At 51.9% G+C, this 17,324-nt stretch carries 19 protein-coding genes and 1 tRNA gene; all 20 read right to left on the reverse strand.

The features are described from left to right. Nucleotides 1–24: 24 nt before the first annotated feature. The gene (locus WMO29_RS05115) at nt 25–999 is read right to left on the reverse strand and encodes an RluA family pseudouridine synthase (protein ID WP_349164045.1); all 975 of its coding nucleotides are present in this window, start codon (nt 997–999) and stop codon (nt 25–27) included. A gap of 57 nt (nt 1,000–1,056) precedes the next feature. Beyond that, nucleotides 1,057–2,343 (reverse strand): nucleotidyltransferase, encoded by a 1,287-nt coding sequence (locus WMO29_RS05120; protein WP_349164046.1) that lies wholly within the window; start codon nt 2,341–2,343, stop codon nt 1,057–1,059. Next, entirely contained in the window at nt 2,340–2,474 is a 135-nt protein-coding gene (locus WMO29_RS05125) for a hypothetical protein (protein WP_349164047.1), read from the reverse strand. Before WMO29_RS05125 ends, WMO29_RS05120 begins: the two co-directional genes overlap by 4 nt. 85 nt (nt 2,475–2,559) lie before the next feature. Continuing rightward, on the reverse strand, nt 2,560–3,924 hold the full coding sequence (locus WMO29_RS05130; RefSeq protein ID WP_178038162.1) for a DUF711 family protein: 1,365 nt from the start codon (nt 3,922–3,924) through the stop codon (nt 2,560–2,562). A gap of 21 nt (nt 3,925–3,945) precedes the next feature. Next, entirely contained in the window at nt 3,946–4,215 is a 270-nt protein-coding gene (locus WMO29_RS05135) for an ACT domain-containing protein (RefSeq protein ID WP_178038163.1), read from the reverse strand. Nucleotides 4,216–4,234: 19 nt separating this feature from the next. Continuing rightward, the gene (locus WMO29_RS05140; protein ID WP_178038164.1) at nt 4,235–5,032 is read right to left on the reverse strand and encodes an MBL fold metallo-hydrolase; all 798 of its coding nucleotides are present in this window, start codon (nt 5,030–5,032) and stop codon (nt 4,235–4,237) included. Nucleotides 5,033–5,099: 67 nt separating this feature from the next. Further along, the gene (gene coaE, locus WMO29_RS05145; RefSeq protein WP_178038165.1) at nt 5,100–5,732 is read right to left on the reverse strand and encodes a dephospho-CoA kinase; all 633 of its coding nucleotides are present in this window, start codon (nt 5,730–5,732) and stop codon (nt 5,100–5,102) included. A 1-nt stretch (nt 5,733) separates the two neighbouring features. Further along, nucleotides 5,734–8,394 carry a DNA polymerase I gene (gene polA / locus WMO29_RS05150; RefSeq protein ID WP_349164049.1) on the reverse strand — a complete coding sequence of 887 codons (2,661 nt, stop codon included), beginning with the start codon at nt 8,392–8,394 and terminating at the stop codon, nt 5,734–5,736. Beyond that, nucleotides 8,391–8,720, reverse strand: coding sequence for a zf-HC2 domain-containing protein (locus WMO29_RS05155; RefSeq protein WP_178038167.1), 330 nt, complete (start codon nt 8,718–8,720; stop codon nt 8,391–8,393). The genes polA and WMO29_RS05155 overlap by 4 nt, the downstream gene beginning before the upstream one ends. A 233-nt stretch (nt 8,721–8,953) precedes the next feature. Continuing rightward, a tRNA-Leu gene (locus tag WMO29_RS05160) sits at nt 8,954–9,036 on the reverse strand. Between the two features lie 56 nt (nt 9,037–9,092). Continuing rightward, nucleotides 9,093–10,025, reverse strand: coding sequence for an RluA family pseudouridine synthase (locus WMO29_RS05165; protein WP_349164050.1), 933 nt, complete (start codon nt 10,023–10,025; stop codon nt 9,093–9,095). After that, nucleotides 10,018–10,530, reverse strand: a complete 513-nt coding sequence (gene lspA, locus WMO29_RS05170) for a signal peptidase II (protein ID WP_178038169.1) — start codon at nt 10,528–10,530, stop codon at nt 10,018–10,020. Before lspA ends, WMO29_RS05165 begins: the two co-directional genes overlap by 8 nt. A gap of 12 nt (nt 10,531–10,542) precedes the next feature. Then, nucleotides 10,543–11,652, reverse strand: coding sequence for a 3-dehydroquinate synthase (aroB, locus tag WMO29_RS05175; RefSeq protein WP_349164051.1), 1,110 nt, complete (start codon nt 11,650–11,652; stop codon nt 10,543–10,545). Nucleotides 11,653–11,677: 25 nt separating this feature from the next. Next, nucleotides 11,678–12,433 carry a YlmH family RNA-binding protein gene (locus WMO29_RS05180; RefSeq protein ID WP_349164139.1) on the reverse strand — a complete coding sequence of 252 codons (756 nt, stop codon included), beginning with the start codon at nt 12,431–12,433 and terminating at the stop codon, nt 11,678–11,680. A gap of 2 nt (nt 12,434–12,435) precedes the next feature. Continuing rightward, nucleotides 12,436–12,954 carry a cell division protein SepF gene (locus WMO29_RS05185; RefSeq protein WP_178038170.1) on the reverse strand — a complete coding sequence of 173 codons (519 nt, stop codon included), beginning with the start codon at nt 12,952–12,954 and terminating at the stop codon, nt 12,436–12,438. A gap of 24 nt (nt 12,955–12,978) precedes the next feature. Continuing rightward, on the reverse strand, nt 12,979–13,671 hold the full coding sequence (locus WMO29_RS05190; RefSeq protein ID WP_349164140.1) for a YggS family pyridoxal phosphate-dependent enzyme: 693 nt from the start codon (nt 13,669–13,671) through the stop codon (nt 12,979–12,981). 28 nt (nt 13,672–13,699) lie between these two features. Beyond that, nucleotides 13,700–15,157: a biotin/lipoyl attachment domain-containing protein gene (locus WMO29_RS05195; protein WP_349164052.1), complete on the reverse strand. Its 1,458-nt coding sequence runs from the start codon at nt 15,155–15,157 to the stop codon at nt 13,700–13,702. A gap of 85 nt (nt 15,158–15,242) precedes the next feature. After that, a complete protein-coding gene (locus WMO29_RS05200) occupies nt 15,243–15,662 on the reverse strand; it encodes a twitching motility protein PilT (protein WP_178038172.1) in 420 nt (139 codons plus the stop codon). 131 nt (nt 15,663–15,793) lie between these two features. Next, nucleotides 15,794–16,189: a methylglyoxal synthase gene (mgsA, locus tag WMO29_RS05205; RefSeq protein ID WP_178038173.1), complete on the reverse strand. Its 396-nt coding sequence runs from the start codon at nt 16,187–16,189 to the stop codon at nt 15,794–15,796. A 16-nt stretch (nt 16,190–16,205) separates the two neighbouring features. After that, a complete protein-coding gene (locus WMO29_RS05210) occupies nt 16,206–17,312 on the reverse strand; it encodes an FtsW/RodA/SpoVE family cell cycle protein (protein WP_178038174.1) in 1,107 nt (368 codons plus the stop codon). Nucleotides 17,313–17,324 lie beyond the last annotated feature (12 nt).

Below are 17,324 nucleotides of genomic sequence, written 5' to 3' on the forward strand. Positions count from 1 at the left end.
CCCCGGCTGCCCGGAAGACTATGGCTATTCTAACACATCTGCCATGAATCTGGCAATGTCTTTCGGAATGGGTGCCTCGATGTGGATGGGTTCTCCGGTAAAGGGCTGGCAGAAATCCAGACTGACGGCGTGAAGGGCCGTCCTGTTCATCCGTGTTCCGCACTCTTCCTGTGCCTTTGCCCTGCTTTCCGGCCCGGCGCTGCCGACTACTTTTCCATACAAAGAATCACCTGTCAATGGACAGCCAATGCTTTGCATATGCACCCGGATCTGATGAGTGCGGCCTGTCTTCAGGCGCAACTCCAAAAGGGCTGTATTTTTAATCTCCCATTTTTTTACAGTTTTATAGCAGGTCATCGCGTATCTTCCATGCATGTCCCCTGTCGGACATACCTGCATCCGGGTCTTATCCGCCGGATCCGACACCAGCCATTTTTCAACCGTTCCCTGTTCCGGCTCCGGAATCCCGTCCGTCAGCGCCAGATAAGTCTTATGAAGCCTTCCCCGCTCCCGCTGCTGTTCCAACCGGGCCGCCGTTGTGCGATTTTTCGCCGCCAGTACCACGCCGGAAGTGTCCTTGTCCAGACGGCCGATGATGCGGATGACACCCTCTTCACCCTTTTCCCGTAAATAATGTACCAGGCGGTTCGCGAGCGTATCCGCCTCAAAGGTCTGTCTGCCGGAAGGGTGTACCGGGATGCCGGAGGGCTTGTTTACCACCACCACATCCATGTCCTCATACAGAATCTCCAGCGGCGCGTTGGAAGCCTTCAGATGCCCGCTCACTGCGTCCGGTTTTTCCGTCTGCACCGTCACCTGCTGCCCCTTTCGCACCTGCGCCGTCACTTTTTGCCGTTCTCCGTCCACGCAGATACCGTCCTCCAGAAACTTGGCCCGGCTGATTTCCTTCTTTGCAAGACCCATGCCTTCCCGGAGAAAATGATAGAGGGTAGAGCCGTCGTATTCTGTTGATACTGTTTTTTGAATGCCATGACGCATAATCGAAGCTGTTCCCCCTGTTCATTCCGCATATTTTCCCTGGCCGGTCTTTCTCTGTCAGGGCAGAATCACCGGCGTCCTCGTATATTCATTCGCAAGCGTTTTCCCTGTCTTCAGAGCTTTGGCCGCCTCGTAGAGATGAGCTGCCGCCACATCCTGTTCAAACAACGCCCGTTGTTCCTCTGACAATATTTTCGCCGCGTCCGCCGTCTTTACCAGAAGCGGCGAAGCGCTCTCCCGCTTCACTGCCGAAAGCAGCTTCCCGGCGCTTTTTCGAAAGCCCAACGCCCGCAGGTAAACCGGATAATCCGCCTCCCGGCGCTCCTCAAGCTTCTTCTGCGAAAGCCCCAGCAAAATATGACACAGTGCCCGGGTCACACGCGTATGGGTCACCTGCCGGGTCTTTATCCGGTCTGCAAAGCTTTCTGCCGAGGTAAAGGTCAGACGGTTCCTGCAGATCCGCACGGCCAGCTCTTCTCCCACATCCTGCATAGCTGCCAGTTCTTCCTGAGAATCCGTCAGCAGCCGGTAAAAAAGCTGCGGTGAAAAATCATTCCAGGAGAGCGTTTCATTCCTTTGGAGCGCCTGTGCGAGCAGGACGGCAGATTCTTTCGGAAGCTGCGCCGCAGCCTCCAAAGGCAGGGTTTCTCTCCCGAATCCCGCCACCGCATGCCGGATGGCCGAGGCTGACGCCATCGCCGTGTCCAGGGTCAGCTCATGATATCCTGCTGCCTCCCGCCGGATGGTCAGAGGCTTCATCCTGCTGCTTTTATGAAGCAGCGCCCGCAGATATTCCACGCCGAGGATATTATTGGGAGAATCCAATATGGCAGCTGCCCGGCGGCAATCCGCGTCGTCGGCGGAACACGGCAGAATCCGCTCCGTGCTGTTCCAGTACTCCTCCGCCGCCCGGCTTCTGGCCGCCGGAAAGCTGACTCCCTGCTTCAGATAAGACTGCAAGGTCTCCCGATAGAGGGGCGGCTCCTCCTCAAAAAGTCTCGCATAACGCCAAAGGCTGTCCAAATCGCCCGTCTCGCTTCCAAAGCAAAGTGCGTCTACACAGCCCAATTCCTCCAACACCGCCACCGCTCCCCGGGCAAAGGTTTCCGCGCTGCCGGTGGCATAGGATACCGGCAGCTCCAGCACCAGATCTGCGCCGGAACAGAGTGCCATCTCCGCTCTCAGATATTTGTCTGTCAGAGCCGGACATCCCCGCTGTACGAAATCGCCGCTCATGACAATGACAGCAAAATCAGCCCCGGAAAGCTCCTTTGCTTTCCGAAGCTGATAAGCGTGTCCCTTATGAAACGGATTGTATTCTGCTATGATTCCGACCGTCTTCAAAGGTTCTTACCCTCCCACGTCTTATACAAAATCCAGACCCGCAGCGTCTTTTTCAGAGATACCATATACACCGGAAGGGAGTCGATCATGGTTCCATCGATATCAAACACCAGATGGCTGTATTTCTTCATAAACGCTCTCCTTTTCTCTTATCGAAACAGGATAAAACACGGCGCAGACATTTGCGTGCCGCGCCGTATCTCTTCTGTAAATATGTTAGTTCTTAAAGGAATGAATCGGCGCCGGAATCCGTCCCTTGCGGCTCACAAACGCGTCGCAGGAAAACTGATTGACCGGAATAATCGGCGCATAGCCAAGAAGACCTCCAAACTCTACTGTCTCGCCCACGCCTTTACCGATAACCGGAATCAGACGGACCGCTGTAGTTTTCTGGTTGATCATGCCAATGGCCATTTCGTCAGCGATGATACCGGAAATGGTGCTGGCCTTGGTGTCGCCCGGAATGGCAATCATATCCAGACCTACAGAGCAGACGCAGGTCATGGCCTCCAGCTTCTCGATGGTCAGGGCGCCTGCTTTCACGGCGTCGATCATACCCTGATCCTCGCTGACCGGAATGAAAGCTCCGCTTAAACCGCCCACGTAGGAGGACGCCATGACGCCACCCTTCTTCACCTGATCATTTAACAGAGCCAGGGCTGCCGTGGTTCCCGGCGCGCCGCAACGCTCCAGGCCGATCTCCTCCAGAATCTCCGCCACGCTGTCGCCGATGGCCGGGGTCGGAGCCAGAGAAAGGTCGATGATACCGAAGGGAATGCCCAGACGTCTGGAAGCCTCCTGAGCTACCAGCTGACCCACACGGGTTACCTTGAACGCAGTTTTCTTGATGGTCTCGCAGAGCACCTCAAAGCTCTCACCGCGCACTTTACTTAACGCGTGCTTTACAACGCCCGGTCCGCTGACGCCCACATTGATGATGGCGTCTGCCTCGGTCACGCCATGGAACGCGCCCGCCATGAACGGGTTGTCGTCCGGCGCATTGCAGAATACTACCAGCTTGGCGCAGCCAAGGGAATCCTGCTCTTTGGTATACTCGGCGGTCTGTACCACCATTTCACCCATCAGACGTACCGCGTCCATATTAAGGCCCGTTTTTGTGGAGCCCACATTGATGGAGCTGCAGACACGTTCCGTCTTCGCCAGAGCCTCCGGTATGGATCGAATCAGGTTCTCCTCACCCTTGGTCATGCCCTTGGATACCAGAGCAGAATAACCGCCGATGAAGTTCACACCCACCTCTTTGGCCGCTTTATCCAGAGTCACGGCCAAGGTCACGTAATCCTCCGGCTTCTTGCAGGCCGCCTCGCCGATGGTGGCGATGGGGGTGACAGAAATTCGCTTATTTACAATGGGAATGCCGTAATCGCATTCGATTTCTTTTCCAACTTTTACCAGATTTTTGGCTACGGTTGTGATCTTATCATAAACCTTCTGATTCAGACGGTCGAGATCGGCGTCGATACAGTCCATCAGGCTGATGCCTAAGGTGATGGTACGCACATCCAGATTGTCCTGCTCAATCATCTGGTTAGTCTCTTTTACTTCGTATAAATTAATCATGAAAAGCGGCTCCTTTCCCGGTTAAATGCGGTGCATTTTGTCGAAGATTTCTTCCTGCTGGCACTTGATCACTACGCCGATCTCTTCGCCGAGGGCAGCCAGTTCACCGGTCAACTTCTCGAAGGATTCTACTTTTCCGGTATCCACGATCATCATCATGTTGAAATAGCCCTGTACAATAGTCTGGGAAATATCCAGGATATTGACCTGATTTTCTGCAAGATAGGTACACACTTTTGCGATAATGCCGACGGTATCTTTGCCTACTACGGTGATAATGCTTCTTTTCATAATATCCTCCTTTGTGTCGTTAGACTGCTACGCATTCTGACTGTTCGTCCCGGCTCGCCACCCACATGGGGAAATCGCCCGGTTTGTATGGGCTTTCATTCAGCATCAGCTCCAGCTTCACGGTCTCATAGGCCAGCTCCGCGTAATTATTTTCCTTGCTGAGATGTCCCAGGAATACGGCCTTCATGTTGTCGTGAAGCACCTGGCCCAGAAGCTTTCCGGCGGACTCGTTGGATAAGTGTCCCCGGTCGCCTGCGATGCGCTGCTTCAAATAATAGGGATACGCGCCCACCTGAAGCATATGAATGTCATGGTTCGCCTCAAGCAATAATACATCAAGATCCTTCAAATGGTCAATAGTATAATCGGTATAAACGCCAAGATCTGTGGCTACCGCCATCTTTTTTTCTCCACAGGCCACCCGGTAGGCCACCGGCTCCGCCGCATCATGGGAGATGCGGAAGGGGGAAATGGTCAGATCCCCGAGGATGAAATCCTCATCCGCATGAATTTCGCGGAACAGCTCTCCGTCAATCTTGCCCAGGTTTGTCATGGCCTTTACGGCCTCCGCGGTGCCCGGCGTGGTGTAAATCGGTACGCCGTATTTGCGGGACAGAACGCCCAGACCCTTAATGTGGTCGGAATGCTCATGGGTCAGCAGAATGCCGTCCAGATCCTTTCCGGTCAGCTCCAGGTTATTGAGTCCCGCCTCCACCCGTTTTCCGCTAATGCCTGCGTCAATCAGAATATGGTGTTCTTCCGAACCTATGTAAATACAGTTGCCGCTGCTGCCGCTGGCGATGCTGCATAGTCTCATGTTACTTTCTTGCTCCTTTTTATCCTTCTGTCATGTATCACGATTCTGTCCGGATAACCTTGTACGGTTATCGGAATGTCCCGGATTCCTGATGCGTTGTGTGAATTCCAAGTTTTCCCAGCAGTATATCCACCCGCTCATAAACAGCCTCTTTCGTGCTGTTGTTGTCGATCACCTGTGCGCAGTGGGTCCGGAATTCCGCGTCCGTACACTGTTTCCGGAAAATGGCATCTATTTTCTCGTCCGAATAGCCTCTGGACTCCTTAAGTCTCGCCCTTCGAATCTCCGGTTCTGTATAGATATACCAGAATTCTTCGCAGAGCTCCTCATAATGATCCTCGATAAGCAATGCTGCCTCTACTACAAAGAGCGCGCACGCACCCTGCTGCCGTTCCTTCTCGATCTCCCGGCGGATCCAGTTTTTGATGGCCGGATGCATCAGCTCATTCTGCCAATCCAGTTCCTTTTTATCCGCAAACACAATCTTTGCCACGGCGGCCCGGTCAAGCTGTCCGTCCGGGGTGAGTACACGCTCCCCGAAATGCGCCCGAATCTTCTCAAAGCACTCCATACCAGGCTCCATCAGAAGGTGGCCCACCTCGTCGGCTTCCACCACCCGTACGCCTGAAATGGCCGTCAGGTACTTCAAAATCGCGCTTTTTCCGGCTCCCACGCCGCCTGTAATTCCGATTACTCTCATCTTAATGCGCCTCGTACCAGTTTTCTCCCTGCTTCATATCGATTTCCAGCGGAACAGAAAGCTCTGCCGCACCTTCCATCTCCTCGGACAGGATCTGTTCCACCGCGTCCAGCTCTTCCGTAGAAGCCTCGAGCAGAAGCTCGTCGTGTACCTGCAAAAGCAGGCGGGACTTTAAGCCCTCGGCTTTCAGCCGCTGGTCCACGCGAATCATGGCGATCTTAATGATATCCGCCGCCGTTCCCTGAATCGGCGCGTTCATGGCCACCCGCTCGCCAAAGGAGCGCTGCATGAAGTTCGAGGACTTCAGCTCCGGCATGGGGCGTCTGCGGCCGAACATAGTCCGGGCATAGCCTTTTTCTTTTGCCTCCGTCACACAGGAATCCAGGAATTCCTTAATCTTCGGATAGGTCTCAAAATATTTCTGAATATACTCCTGGGCCTCTTTCCGGGAGATACTCAAATCCTGAGACAGGCCGAAGGAGCTGATGCCATATACGATACCAAAGTTGACAGCCTTGGCATTTCTTCGCTGGAGGTCCGTCACCTCGTCGAAGGGAATGTGGAACACCTGGGACGCAGTCAGCCGGTGGATGTCCTGGGCCTCCCGGTAGGCGTGAATCAGATTTTCATCGCCGGACATATGGGCCAGCACTCGCAGCTCAATCTGGGAATAATCCGCATCCACCAGCACACAGCCATCTTTCGGGATAAAGACCTTGCGAATCTGCCGTCCCAGCTCCATGCGAATCGGGATGTTCTGCAGATTCGGCTCCACGCTGCTTAAGCGGCCTGTGGCCGTGATGGTCTGCTGGAAGGTGGTGTGAATCCGCTCATCCGGGCCGATGTAAGCCGTCAGACCGTCCGCATAGGTGGATTTGAGCTTTGTAAGCTGCCGGTATTCCAGAATGTCCGCCACAAACGGACACTCCGGGGCTAACTTCTCCAGCACTTCAGCGGAAGTGGAATAGCCGGTCTTGGTCTTTTTGCCGCCCTTCAGTCCCATCTTGTCAAATAAAATGACGCCCAGCTGCTTGGGAGAATTGATATTGAAGGTCTCCCCGGCCTCCTTATAGATCCGGGTCTCCAGCTCGCCGATACGGACAGCCAGCTCGTCGCCGTAGCTCTTCAGAGCCTGCGCGTCCACCCGGACGCCCTCCTGCTCCATGCCAAAAAGAGTCCAGACCAGCGGCATTTCCATGGTCCGGTACAGATCTTCCATGCCTGTCTCCTGTAAATGCGCCAGTAACACCGGCATGGACTGATATAAAACGTAGGAAGAGTAGCCGCCGTAGATACGGAAGGCCCCGGTCTTTTCTTCCAGCACTTTCGTTAGTTTATCCTTACCAAATAGTTCTGCATAGGAAGGAATCGTAAGGCCCGCATACTCCCTGGCCAGCTCCTCATAGGCATAGCTGTCCTTCAGAGGATTCAGCAGATAGGCCGCGATCTCCGCGTCCAGAAACGCACCCTGCTGCTCTTTGTCCACATTTACGCCATGGGCTGCCAGGCACTTTAACTCTTCTTTTAATTTCAGGGTTGCGATCTCCGGTACCTTCGCGAAGATCTCACCCAGACGGCCCAGCAGCCAGTCTGCGGTCACAAAACCCGCCACCGGAATCACATATGTCTCTTTCTCCGACAGGGTCAGGGAAAGAGACAGTATTTCATCCCCCTCCCGGTGAATGGCAAAGGCCAGACGGAGCGCGGCTGCCGCCTTATTCAGCACCTGATCCGCCTCGCCGAAGTCCTCGATCATCCGGAAGGTTTTCTCGATCTTATCATTGGCCGGGGCGTCCACCTGAAAACGGGACAGCATATTTTTGAACTCCAGCCGCTTGATCAGGGCGTAGGCTTCCTGGGTGTAGATGTTGCCCAGCTTCGCCATGTCCCAGTCGTAATCATAATCGCAGTCGATGTTGATGGTGGCCAGCGCCTTGCTCATGACCGCCATGTCATAATGCTCCTGCAGCGCATTTTTCGCCCGGTTGGGCTTGATCTCCTCCACATGGGCGTAGGCGTTTTCGATATTGCCGTACTGAACGATCAGATTCGTGGCGGTCTTCTCGCCGATGCCCGGAACGCCGGGGATATTGTCGGCAGAATCGCCCATCAGGGCCTTCAGCTCGATGATCTGAAGCGGGGTCACCTGATACCGGTCAATGACGTCCTGCGTGTTATAATTCTCGGTCTCAGTCACACCTCCTTTCGTCTTTGGCAGGCGGATGCGAATATGCTCGGTGGCCAGCTGCAGAAGATCCCGGTCGCCGGACAGTACCGTCACCTCCATGCCCAAGGCCTCGCTTCGTTTCGCCACGGTTCCCAGGAGATCGTCCGCCTCCAGACCGGCCTTTTCCATGGTCGCAATGCCCATGGCGTGCAGCACGTCTTTCAGCACCGGCACCTGCTCATGAAGCTCCGCCGGCATGGGTTTTCTGGTGCCCTTATAGGCGTCGTACATCTGATGCCGGAAGGTAGGCGCCTTCACATCGAAGGCCACAGTCAGATAATCGGGCTTTTCCTCCTCCAGCACCTTAAATAATGTATTCAGAAATCCGTAAATGGCATTGGTGTGAAGTCCTTCCGAATTGGTCAGATCAGTTACGCCGTAAAAGGCGCGGTTGATGATGCTGTGTCCGTCCACCAGCAGTATTTTTTCACTCATAGTTTTACTATCTCCATCACGATAATTGCCACAAGAGCCGCCATGGCCAGCACCTGTGATACCACATAATACACGTTCAGGAGCACCCGTCCCCTCACCCGCTGCTCTGACGCGTGCAGTGCCTCCTGTAGAAGATTGTGCATATCCCGGCCTTCATTTTCCCCATCCAGCTGGGACAGGCCCGCGTAAATGGTGTAATAGATCTCCAGCTCCTCATAGCAGCTCTTGCATGCGTTGATATGCTCCAGAAACGGCCCCAGCTGCTTGTCCGTCAGCTCGTCATTGATATAGGGCATAATCATCTGTTCCACTTCTTTGCAGGTCATAAGCGGGGCCTCCTTTCGCAATATACGTTCTTTCATAAAACAAAGCCGCGGACTGCATAAAGTTCCACGGCTCGCAGATCAGATTTTATTATAGCACAGATGGCTGGGATCATACAAGGTATCGGGAAGAAATCCCTGCGGGTTCAAATCCCGCTGCCGGATTTTTCCCTGATTTTCATGCGAAAAAAGCTCTGTAAAACCATTCGTAGGTCTTACAGAGCTTTTTCTGAGCCTGCCGGCAGCGGGACTTGAACCCGCACGTGGTCACCCACAACAGATTTTGAGTCTGCCTCGTCTGCCATTCCGACATGCCGGCATGTGCTGTATCAGCAACTCATTTATTATAGCACAGGCTTACGTCAAGCGCAAGCCCTAACTTCCACTCTTCCGCAATTTTTCCAACAGCTTCTCGAAATATTCCGGCAGGGGAGCTTCAAATTCCATGTATTCGCCGGTGGTCGGATGAATGAAGCCCAGCACCATGGCATGCAGGGTCTGACCCTCCAGCTTAAAGGGGGATTTGGCGCGGCCATAGATCTCATCTCCCAGCAGCGGATGTCCCAGGCTCGCCATATGGACGCGGATCTGATGGGTCCGGCCTGTCTCCAGCTGACACTCTATATAGGTATCATTGCCGAAACGCTCCAGCACGCGGTAATGGGTCACGGCACGCTTGCCGCCACTACGGACGATGGCCATCTTCTTGCGGTCCTGGGGATGACGACCAAGGGGCGCGTCCACGGTGCCCTCGTCCTCCTTCAGATTGCCGCAGACAATAGCGCGATATTTTCTTGTGATGCTGTGTTCCTTCAGCTGCTCTGCCAGGGCATTATGCGCTCGGTCGTTTTTGCAGACGATCAGAACGCCCGTGGTATCCTTGTCGATGCGATGGACGATACCTGGCCGCAGCACGCCGTTGATGCCAGACAGATCGCCCCTGCAATGATACATGAGCGCATTGACCAGCGTCCCTGTATAGTGTCCCGCCGCCGGATGCACCACCATATTTTTCGGCTTATTGATGAGAATCACGTCGGAATCCTCATAGAGAATATCCAGCGGAATATTCTCCGGCAGAATCTCCGGCTCCTCCGGCTCCGGAATGGTAAGCGCAATCACAGCGCCGACCGCTGTCTTCGTGCTGGCCTTAACCGGTTTTCCATTCATTTGCACGCTGCCATCCTTCAGAAGCTTCTGCAGATAAGAGCGGGTAATATCCGGCAATTGTTCCGCCAGATACTTATCAATCCGTACACCTGCATCCTCCGGACTCACCGTAAGCCGCTGTAATCCATTTTCATTCATGCTTCTTTTTCAGGCTTAAAAAGCCCAGCTCCTCATCCTTGTATACAAAGAGAATCAACACGGCCAGTAAAATCGCGCCCGCAGTCACATAACAGTCGGCCACGTTGAAAATCGGAAAATCAATCAGTTTGAAATACAGAAAATCTACCACATAGCTCTGAGCCATCCGATCAATCAGATTGCCCACCGCACCTGCGCCAAGCAGGACGCCTACCACGCGTAGCGGCAGATATTTCTTATCCTCCGGCATACGGTTATAATAAAAGCCCAAGACCACCAGCACCAGGACAGTACAGAGCAGGAAAATAAGCTTCTGTCCCTGGAGAATCCCAAAAGCGGCACCCCGGTTTTCCAGGTAGTGCAGTTCAAATACGCCATCCCAGATCACAAAAGGCTTCTGATTCATCAGATGCTTCACTGCCAGCAGCTTCGTCCACTGATCGAGAGCGACGAGAAGCACTGCCGTCACAATGCCAATCAGATTATATTTCGTCTTTTTATTCATATCCTTCTTCCCCTATACGATTGCTTCGCCCAGAATCCACCGAATCGCCTCCAGAAGCTCCTCATCTGTCAGCGTACGCTCCACAAAGGCGTCTCCGATATGCCGCAGCAGCACGAACTTGATACTGCCTGCATCCATCTTTTTATCCGACTTGGTTGCCTTTAAAACCTCCCCGGCAGAAAGTCCATCCGTCCTCACCGGAAGGCCGAATTCTTTCAGGCCTTCGCAGATATAGACCAAATCTTTCTCGGAAATCAGCCCCTGCTTCCAGGACAGATATGAGGCCGCCGCTGTTCCAATGGCCACACATTCACCATGGGACATGCTGAAATTCTTCAGCTTTTCCACCGCATGTCCGATGGTATGGCCAAAATTCAGGAGCGCGCGTTCGCCCTGCTCAGTGGGATCCTGTTCCACCACCGCGCGCTTTATCTTACAGCTCTCCTCAATCATCGGAAGCAGAACATCCATCTCGTGAGAGCGAATCGCTCTCTGATTTTCCAGCAGCCACTGAAAATACTCCCCATTCTTAATCAGGCCATGCTTCAGAATCTCTCCCATGCCGGAAGCAAACTGCCGTTCCGGAAGAGTCGTAAGCACTGCCGGATTCATGTATACCAGCCTCGGCATATGGAACGCGCCGACCATATTTTTATAGCTGTCGAAGTCCACACCGGTCTTGCCGCCGATGCTGCTGTCCACCTGGGATAACAGGGTTGTGGGAATCTGGATAAAGCCGATGCCGCGCAAATATGTCGCCGCAGTGAAGCCAGTCAGATCGCCTGTTACGCCACCTCCCAAAGCTACCAGCATATCCTTGCGGTCATAATGCTTCTCGATCAGATAGGCGTAGACCTGGCGCACCGTATCCAGTGTTTTATACTCCTCGCCCGATGGAATCGTGTAGAGCTCCACAGTATCTGTCACCTTCAAAAGCTCAGCCCGCACCGCTTCCCCATAAAGCTCTCCGGCCTTCGCGTCCGCCACGATACAGAGCTTCCGACCTTCCACTCCCAGGGTCTTTACCTGCTCGCCAAGCTTCGTAAAATCCGCTTTCAGGATAATATTATAACAGAACTTCCCATCCTTTCGAACCGGAAGCACACGCATATTTTCGTCCATATCGATGTCCTCCATCTTCTGTCTCTCAGATATATCTCCACAGGGTCACATACTCCCGGCCTTTCTTTGACTGGCCTCCCGTTCCCTGAAACCGAAACCGTCCCATGCCCCGCACGGACACCAGATCACCTTCTTTGGGTTCATAACCGTTAGATGTGACTAATTTACCGTTTACAAAGACCTTGCCGCCCTCGATGAGTCCGGTCAGGCTGCTGCGGGAAGCATTAAACGCCAGCGCCAGCAGCTTGTCAAGCCTTACCGACGCCACCGTACCGCCCACCTCTTTGTATTTAGGCTCATAGTGAAAGTCTTCCGCTTCCACCTGCTCCACATAGACGCTTGTGTGCCGGATCCGGGTCAGATTTTCCCGGATAAAATCCGCCATCCGTTCCAGGCAGAACAGATAAGCCGCGTCGTCCTCTACGAGAATATCCCCCAGGCATGTTCGTTCCAGCCCCAGATTCAAAATTGCCCCCAGATAATCCCGATGATTTAAGCTTTCCGCAAACTTCACGTTCAACGGTGTGATTTTCAGGCAGCAAATCGGATAATCAGCATAAAAGACAGGAGCCTCAGGACGAAATACCGCTATCTGACGCTCCGCCAATTCATAGCCGCCGAAGCTCTCCATCTTCAGATAGGAGAACTCCGGACGCAGGCTCTGAAAAATATTCAGTTCATTTAGATTCAGGAAGTCGGAAAATACAGCAATTCCGCGCTGATAGGCCGTACGGGCCAAATCCCGGAAATGCTTTTCCAGCTGTTGTTCTTCTCTTGTCATCATTACTTATTATACACAGACGGAAGATCCAGGGAACCGCTTAAAATATCCTGCAGATCACCGGAGATATCCACATTCTTCGGCGTAACCAGGAAAATGTAACCGGACACCTTCTGCAGATGACCGCCAATGGCATAGCAGCCGCCGGAGGTAAAATCAATAATCCTCTGAGCTACATCCACATCCAGTCCCTCAAAATTCAGGACTACGGTGCGGTTGCTGAGCAGGGTATCCATAACCTCCAGAGAATCCTCGTAGCTGGTCGGCTTAATCACACAGACCTCCATGCCGTTGCCACTTCTTCTCTGGGCCTGTCGAATCGGAGTTACCTTGGCAGATTTTGCGGAAGCAGCATCCTCCGGAAAATCATCCTCTGCGTCCTCGTCCTTCTTTTTCTTAAAAATGCTTTTCTTAGGCTTATCGTCGTAGTCGTCCTCGTAGTCGTAATCATCCTCATAATCGTCATACTCGTCGTCACCGCCGAGCTTCATGACATCCAGAAATTTATCGATTACACTCATACCGCTGTCTCCAATCTATTCTTTTTAGATATTGTAATTTCTTTCTCCGAAAATGCCTGTCCCCACGCGCACCATGGTAGCGCCTTCTTCGATAGCTACCTGATAATCACCGGTCATGCCCATGGACAAGACATCCATAGATACATTATCAATATTTTTGTTCTTGATGTCAACAGATAATTGCTTTAATCTGGAAAAATGTACCCGGTTCTCCTCCGGATCTTCCACATAGGGCGCTATGGTCATCAGCCCTTTTATCTGAATGGACGGAAGCTTGGCGATTTCACGCACCAGACCTTCCGTTTCCTCCAAAGTGACACCGAACTTGCTCTCCTCGCCGGCTACATTGACTTCGATAAGCACCGGAACCGTGACGCCTTTCTTCACGCCCTCTTCGCTGATGGTCTCTGCCAGCCGCATAGAATCCACGGAATGAATCAGGCAGGCTTTATCCACCACATATTTGACCTTATTGCGCTGCAGATGGCCGATCAGGTGCCAGTGAATATCTTTCGGCAGCACCTCGTATTTGTCCACAAGCTCCTGTACCTTATTTTCCCCGAAATCCCGTGTGCCGCCCGGAAGCAGTTCCTCAATCATCGACACGGGCTTGGTCTTGCTGACCGCAATCAGGGTCACCTCATCCCGGGAACGTCCTGCGCGCGCACATGCCTCGCATATATGCTTCTCTACCTCTGCAAGATTTTCCACTACCATACTCATATTTTGCTCCTCCTGGTATCTCCTAATAAATTACCTGATCCTCCGTGACAGTCGCCGCGTTCAGCACTATCCGATCGTACACGGACAGTCCGAAGCTGGTTCCCTCTTTCACAATACTGTACTCCTCATTTTCGTAGAGAACCTCCACCCGGCGGAAAATCGTGTAACCCTTGTTAATATTATAGACGCCTGTAAGCTTCGCGGTCTGCCCCACCTGATAAGTTTCCGACGAATCTGTCTTCACCAGCAAATCTCCACTCACAAGCTTCTTCATGGAAGTGCTGAAGCTCTCCTCTTCCGGATCCACATAGGCATTTTCTTCATCCTGATAGTAAATCGTACAATTCACAAACTGCGCAGTCACTGCGCCGTCCTCTCCGGTCACCTGTTTCATGAAGCCGGTGTCATTTTCCACCTTAGTCAGATAAACTGCAGGAATCACATAGAAATCCTTCTCCGTAATGGCCGTCCTCGGAATCTTCAGACCCGAAGTCTCGTCGCGCAGCACCTCAAAGCTCAGATATCTCTCATTTGCGTAGCGCACCATGGAATTTACAAAAGAAAGCACGCCATAGGCCTGTCCGTCCCGATATTCCACAGTCACAGAAGGCCACACCGTCTCCCCGTCCTTATCAAACTGTATCTGTATGTAGGTGGTTCCCTGTGTTACCGTACCGTCCTCCGCAGTCCGCTGATTGGCCTGCATCTTATCCAGGATATAGCTTTCCATCTCTGCGTCCAGCGGAAATACCAGCTTCCAGTTTTCGTCCGTCACCAGCTTATAGGCCGGATCCCCGGAACTGACCAGTTCATTGGTCCGCAGATTCTGCCGCTGATATTTTGTCTCGTCAAACCAGTCCGCATTCAAATCATCGAGGCTGGCATCCTCATAGCCGTCTATATAATACTCCACCACTCCGGCCGTGGCCGCGTTGTACCGCGTGAACAGGGCGCTATTGTCATCCGTAGCGCTGTCCAGCTTGTCAATCATATTCTGGTTGACAAGCTCCAGAATCGTGCTGTCTACATTCGTTTTAAAATTGTATACACTGTCAAATTCCATATCAGAAAAACTGCTCATATAAGTGCTGATTTGCGAACGAAGCTCTGCGTAATCCTCTTCACCCAAACTGATGTCTCCCGCGTTTTCCTGCAAAATATCCGCCATTTTGCCGCTCTCATCCAACGTATAAACCGTCGAGAGGACCGACACCTTCTCACTTTCCGACGCATAATAATTGATATAACCTGTCTTTTCCGTAGAATATACCTGCTCCGTCCGCAGGGCAATACCCGTATAGCGGTAATCCGTCGCAAGATTTCCCTCTATGACCTCATACCCGGAGATATGCGTCGAAGTAAAATACATATAAATACAGATAATCAGATAGATGGCAATAAACCCGAAAAAGACAACACCCACATTCAGGGTCCGCCCCATTCTGACTACCTTTTTTCTCTTTTTCCCGGTTTTTGCCACCAGTCAATTTCCTCCATACTTAACGAGAGGACGCCCTGAAAACAGGGCATCCTCTTATGTATTGTGCAGAAATAAAATCATTTAACTAACAGGAAATGATAACCTGCTCTTTCGCGAATTCAGGAAGCTGGTTCTCTTCAACGGAAATGCTCAGACAGAAGTTTACCTTGAACTGCTCGCTGATGGCGTTCAGCTGAGTCAGCGCGTCTGTCAGATCCTCTCCCTCCAGATGGGCGATTTTCAGAAAGCTGTCCAGATACATCTGCTCCAGGTCGTAATCCTGTGAAATAATACCACAGATAAAACCGATGAACTCATCACAGTTCTTAAGCGGATAATCAGCTACATTGATAAGACGAACCTTGTTGTCAAGCTCATGCATATGCTTGGTATTCTTATCCAGGTATACGATGTTGCCTGACGCTGTCTTAATCTGGTTGTTTACTCTGTCCAGCAAATGCTTTGTCTTTCCGTCTCCCTTACTTCCTACAATTAACTGCACCATAGCCGTGTCCTCCTTGGTTTTCCCATTTTTCTTTTAAAGGCTGTTCGATCCTTTTTTAGATAATAACAGTATAGTCGATCTGCCCTAAAAACACAACTATTATTTACTTTTTTTCCGACTAATTATACAATCTAGTTATATAATTCTCTCCATTCCATATCGCCACGGTCCAGAGCCTTGATCAGAAGCTCCGCGGTAGCCAGATTGGTAGCCAGCGGAATGTTATACATATCGCAGAGCTTTACCACGTTATTCACATCCGGCTCATGCTGCTTGGGATTCAGCGGGTCCCGCAGAAAGATCACCAAATCCATCTGGTTATGCTCAATCTGTGCCGCGAGCTGCTGCTGTCCGCCCAGATGGCCCGCCAGATACCGGTGTACATTCAGATTCGTAACCTCCACAATCAGTCTGCCGGTGGTACCCGTCGCATAGAGTTCATGCTTACTGAGAATTCCTCTGTATGCAATACAGAAATTCTGCATCAGTTTTTTCTTTGCATCATGTGCGATTAATCCAATGTTCATAGGAACACCCCCAAAGTTAGTATTTTTTCGGCTGCAAGCCGACATTTAACACAAATCCTATGGCCATAAACAGCGTCAAAAGCGACGTCAGTCCATAGCTCACAAAGGGCAGCGGGATTCCCGTATTCGGAAAAATCCCCGTTGCGACGCAGATGTTGACAAAACTCTGAAACCCGATATAACCAGCCACTCCGCAACAGATCAGCGTACCCGAAAAATCTCGCGATTTCTTACCAATCCAGATACATTCTATCACAATTAACGCCAATAGTAAAATAATTGTTGCACAGCCGATAAATCCAAGCTCCTCCCCGGCCACCGCAAAGATAAAATCCGTCTGGGGCTCTGCAATGAAACTGCCGTTCTTTACGGAAGAAACCAGATTATTGTTCAGCCCCTTCCCCACCAACTGGCCGGAACCGATGGCCATGATGGAATTCTGCTGCTGATAGGCGTTATCCGCGTACTGGGTCGGATTCAGCCAGGCCATAATTCGAAGCCAGGCGTAATGGTCGAGAAGCTTCTGATCCGGCTGCATAATCAGGCTGATGAAAATCACCGCTGCCGGGATTCCCACCGCCAGCGCTCCGCCGATGAGCTTGTAGCTTAAGCCCGAGATAAAAAGCAGGATAGCAAAGGTCATGCAGATGGAAATGGTCGTGGACAGATCCGGCTGGCTCTTAATCAGAGCCGCGGGCACCGCAAAGAGCGCCGCCATCAATCCCAGCACCTTCCAGGTATTCAGATTTTCTCTGTACTTTTCCAGCATTTTCGCGAAAAACAGAATCAGTAAAAGCTTGGACAGCTCTGAGGGCTGAAAACGGAAACCGCCTATCTTCAGCCACCGAACCGCTCCATTGGCGTCATCGCCCAAGGGCGTCTTTACCAAAAGTAAAAGCACCAGGTTAAAGGCATATATCAGCCAGTAAAACTTCAAAACCCAGGTGTAATCAATCAATGAGACTACAATCATGGCCACGGTTCCCAGAAATAGTCCCAGAATCTGCTGACTCTGTACGGATTTTTCCGCGCTTCCGATAACCAGGATTCCGATAATACTGATAGCATACACATAACACACAAGTCTGAATCTGTAATCCCTCAATCGATACTGTTTTAACATAATACTCCTCTT

Source organism: Laedolimicola intestinihominis, assembly GCF_040096155.1.
GTDB classification, from domain to species: Bacteria; Bacillota; Clostridia; order Lachnospirales; family Lachnospiraceae; genus Laedolimicola; species Laedolimicola intestinihominis.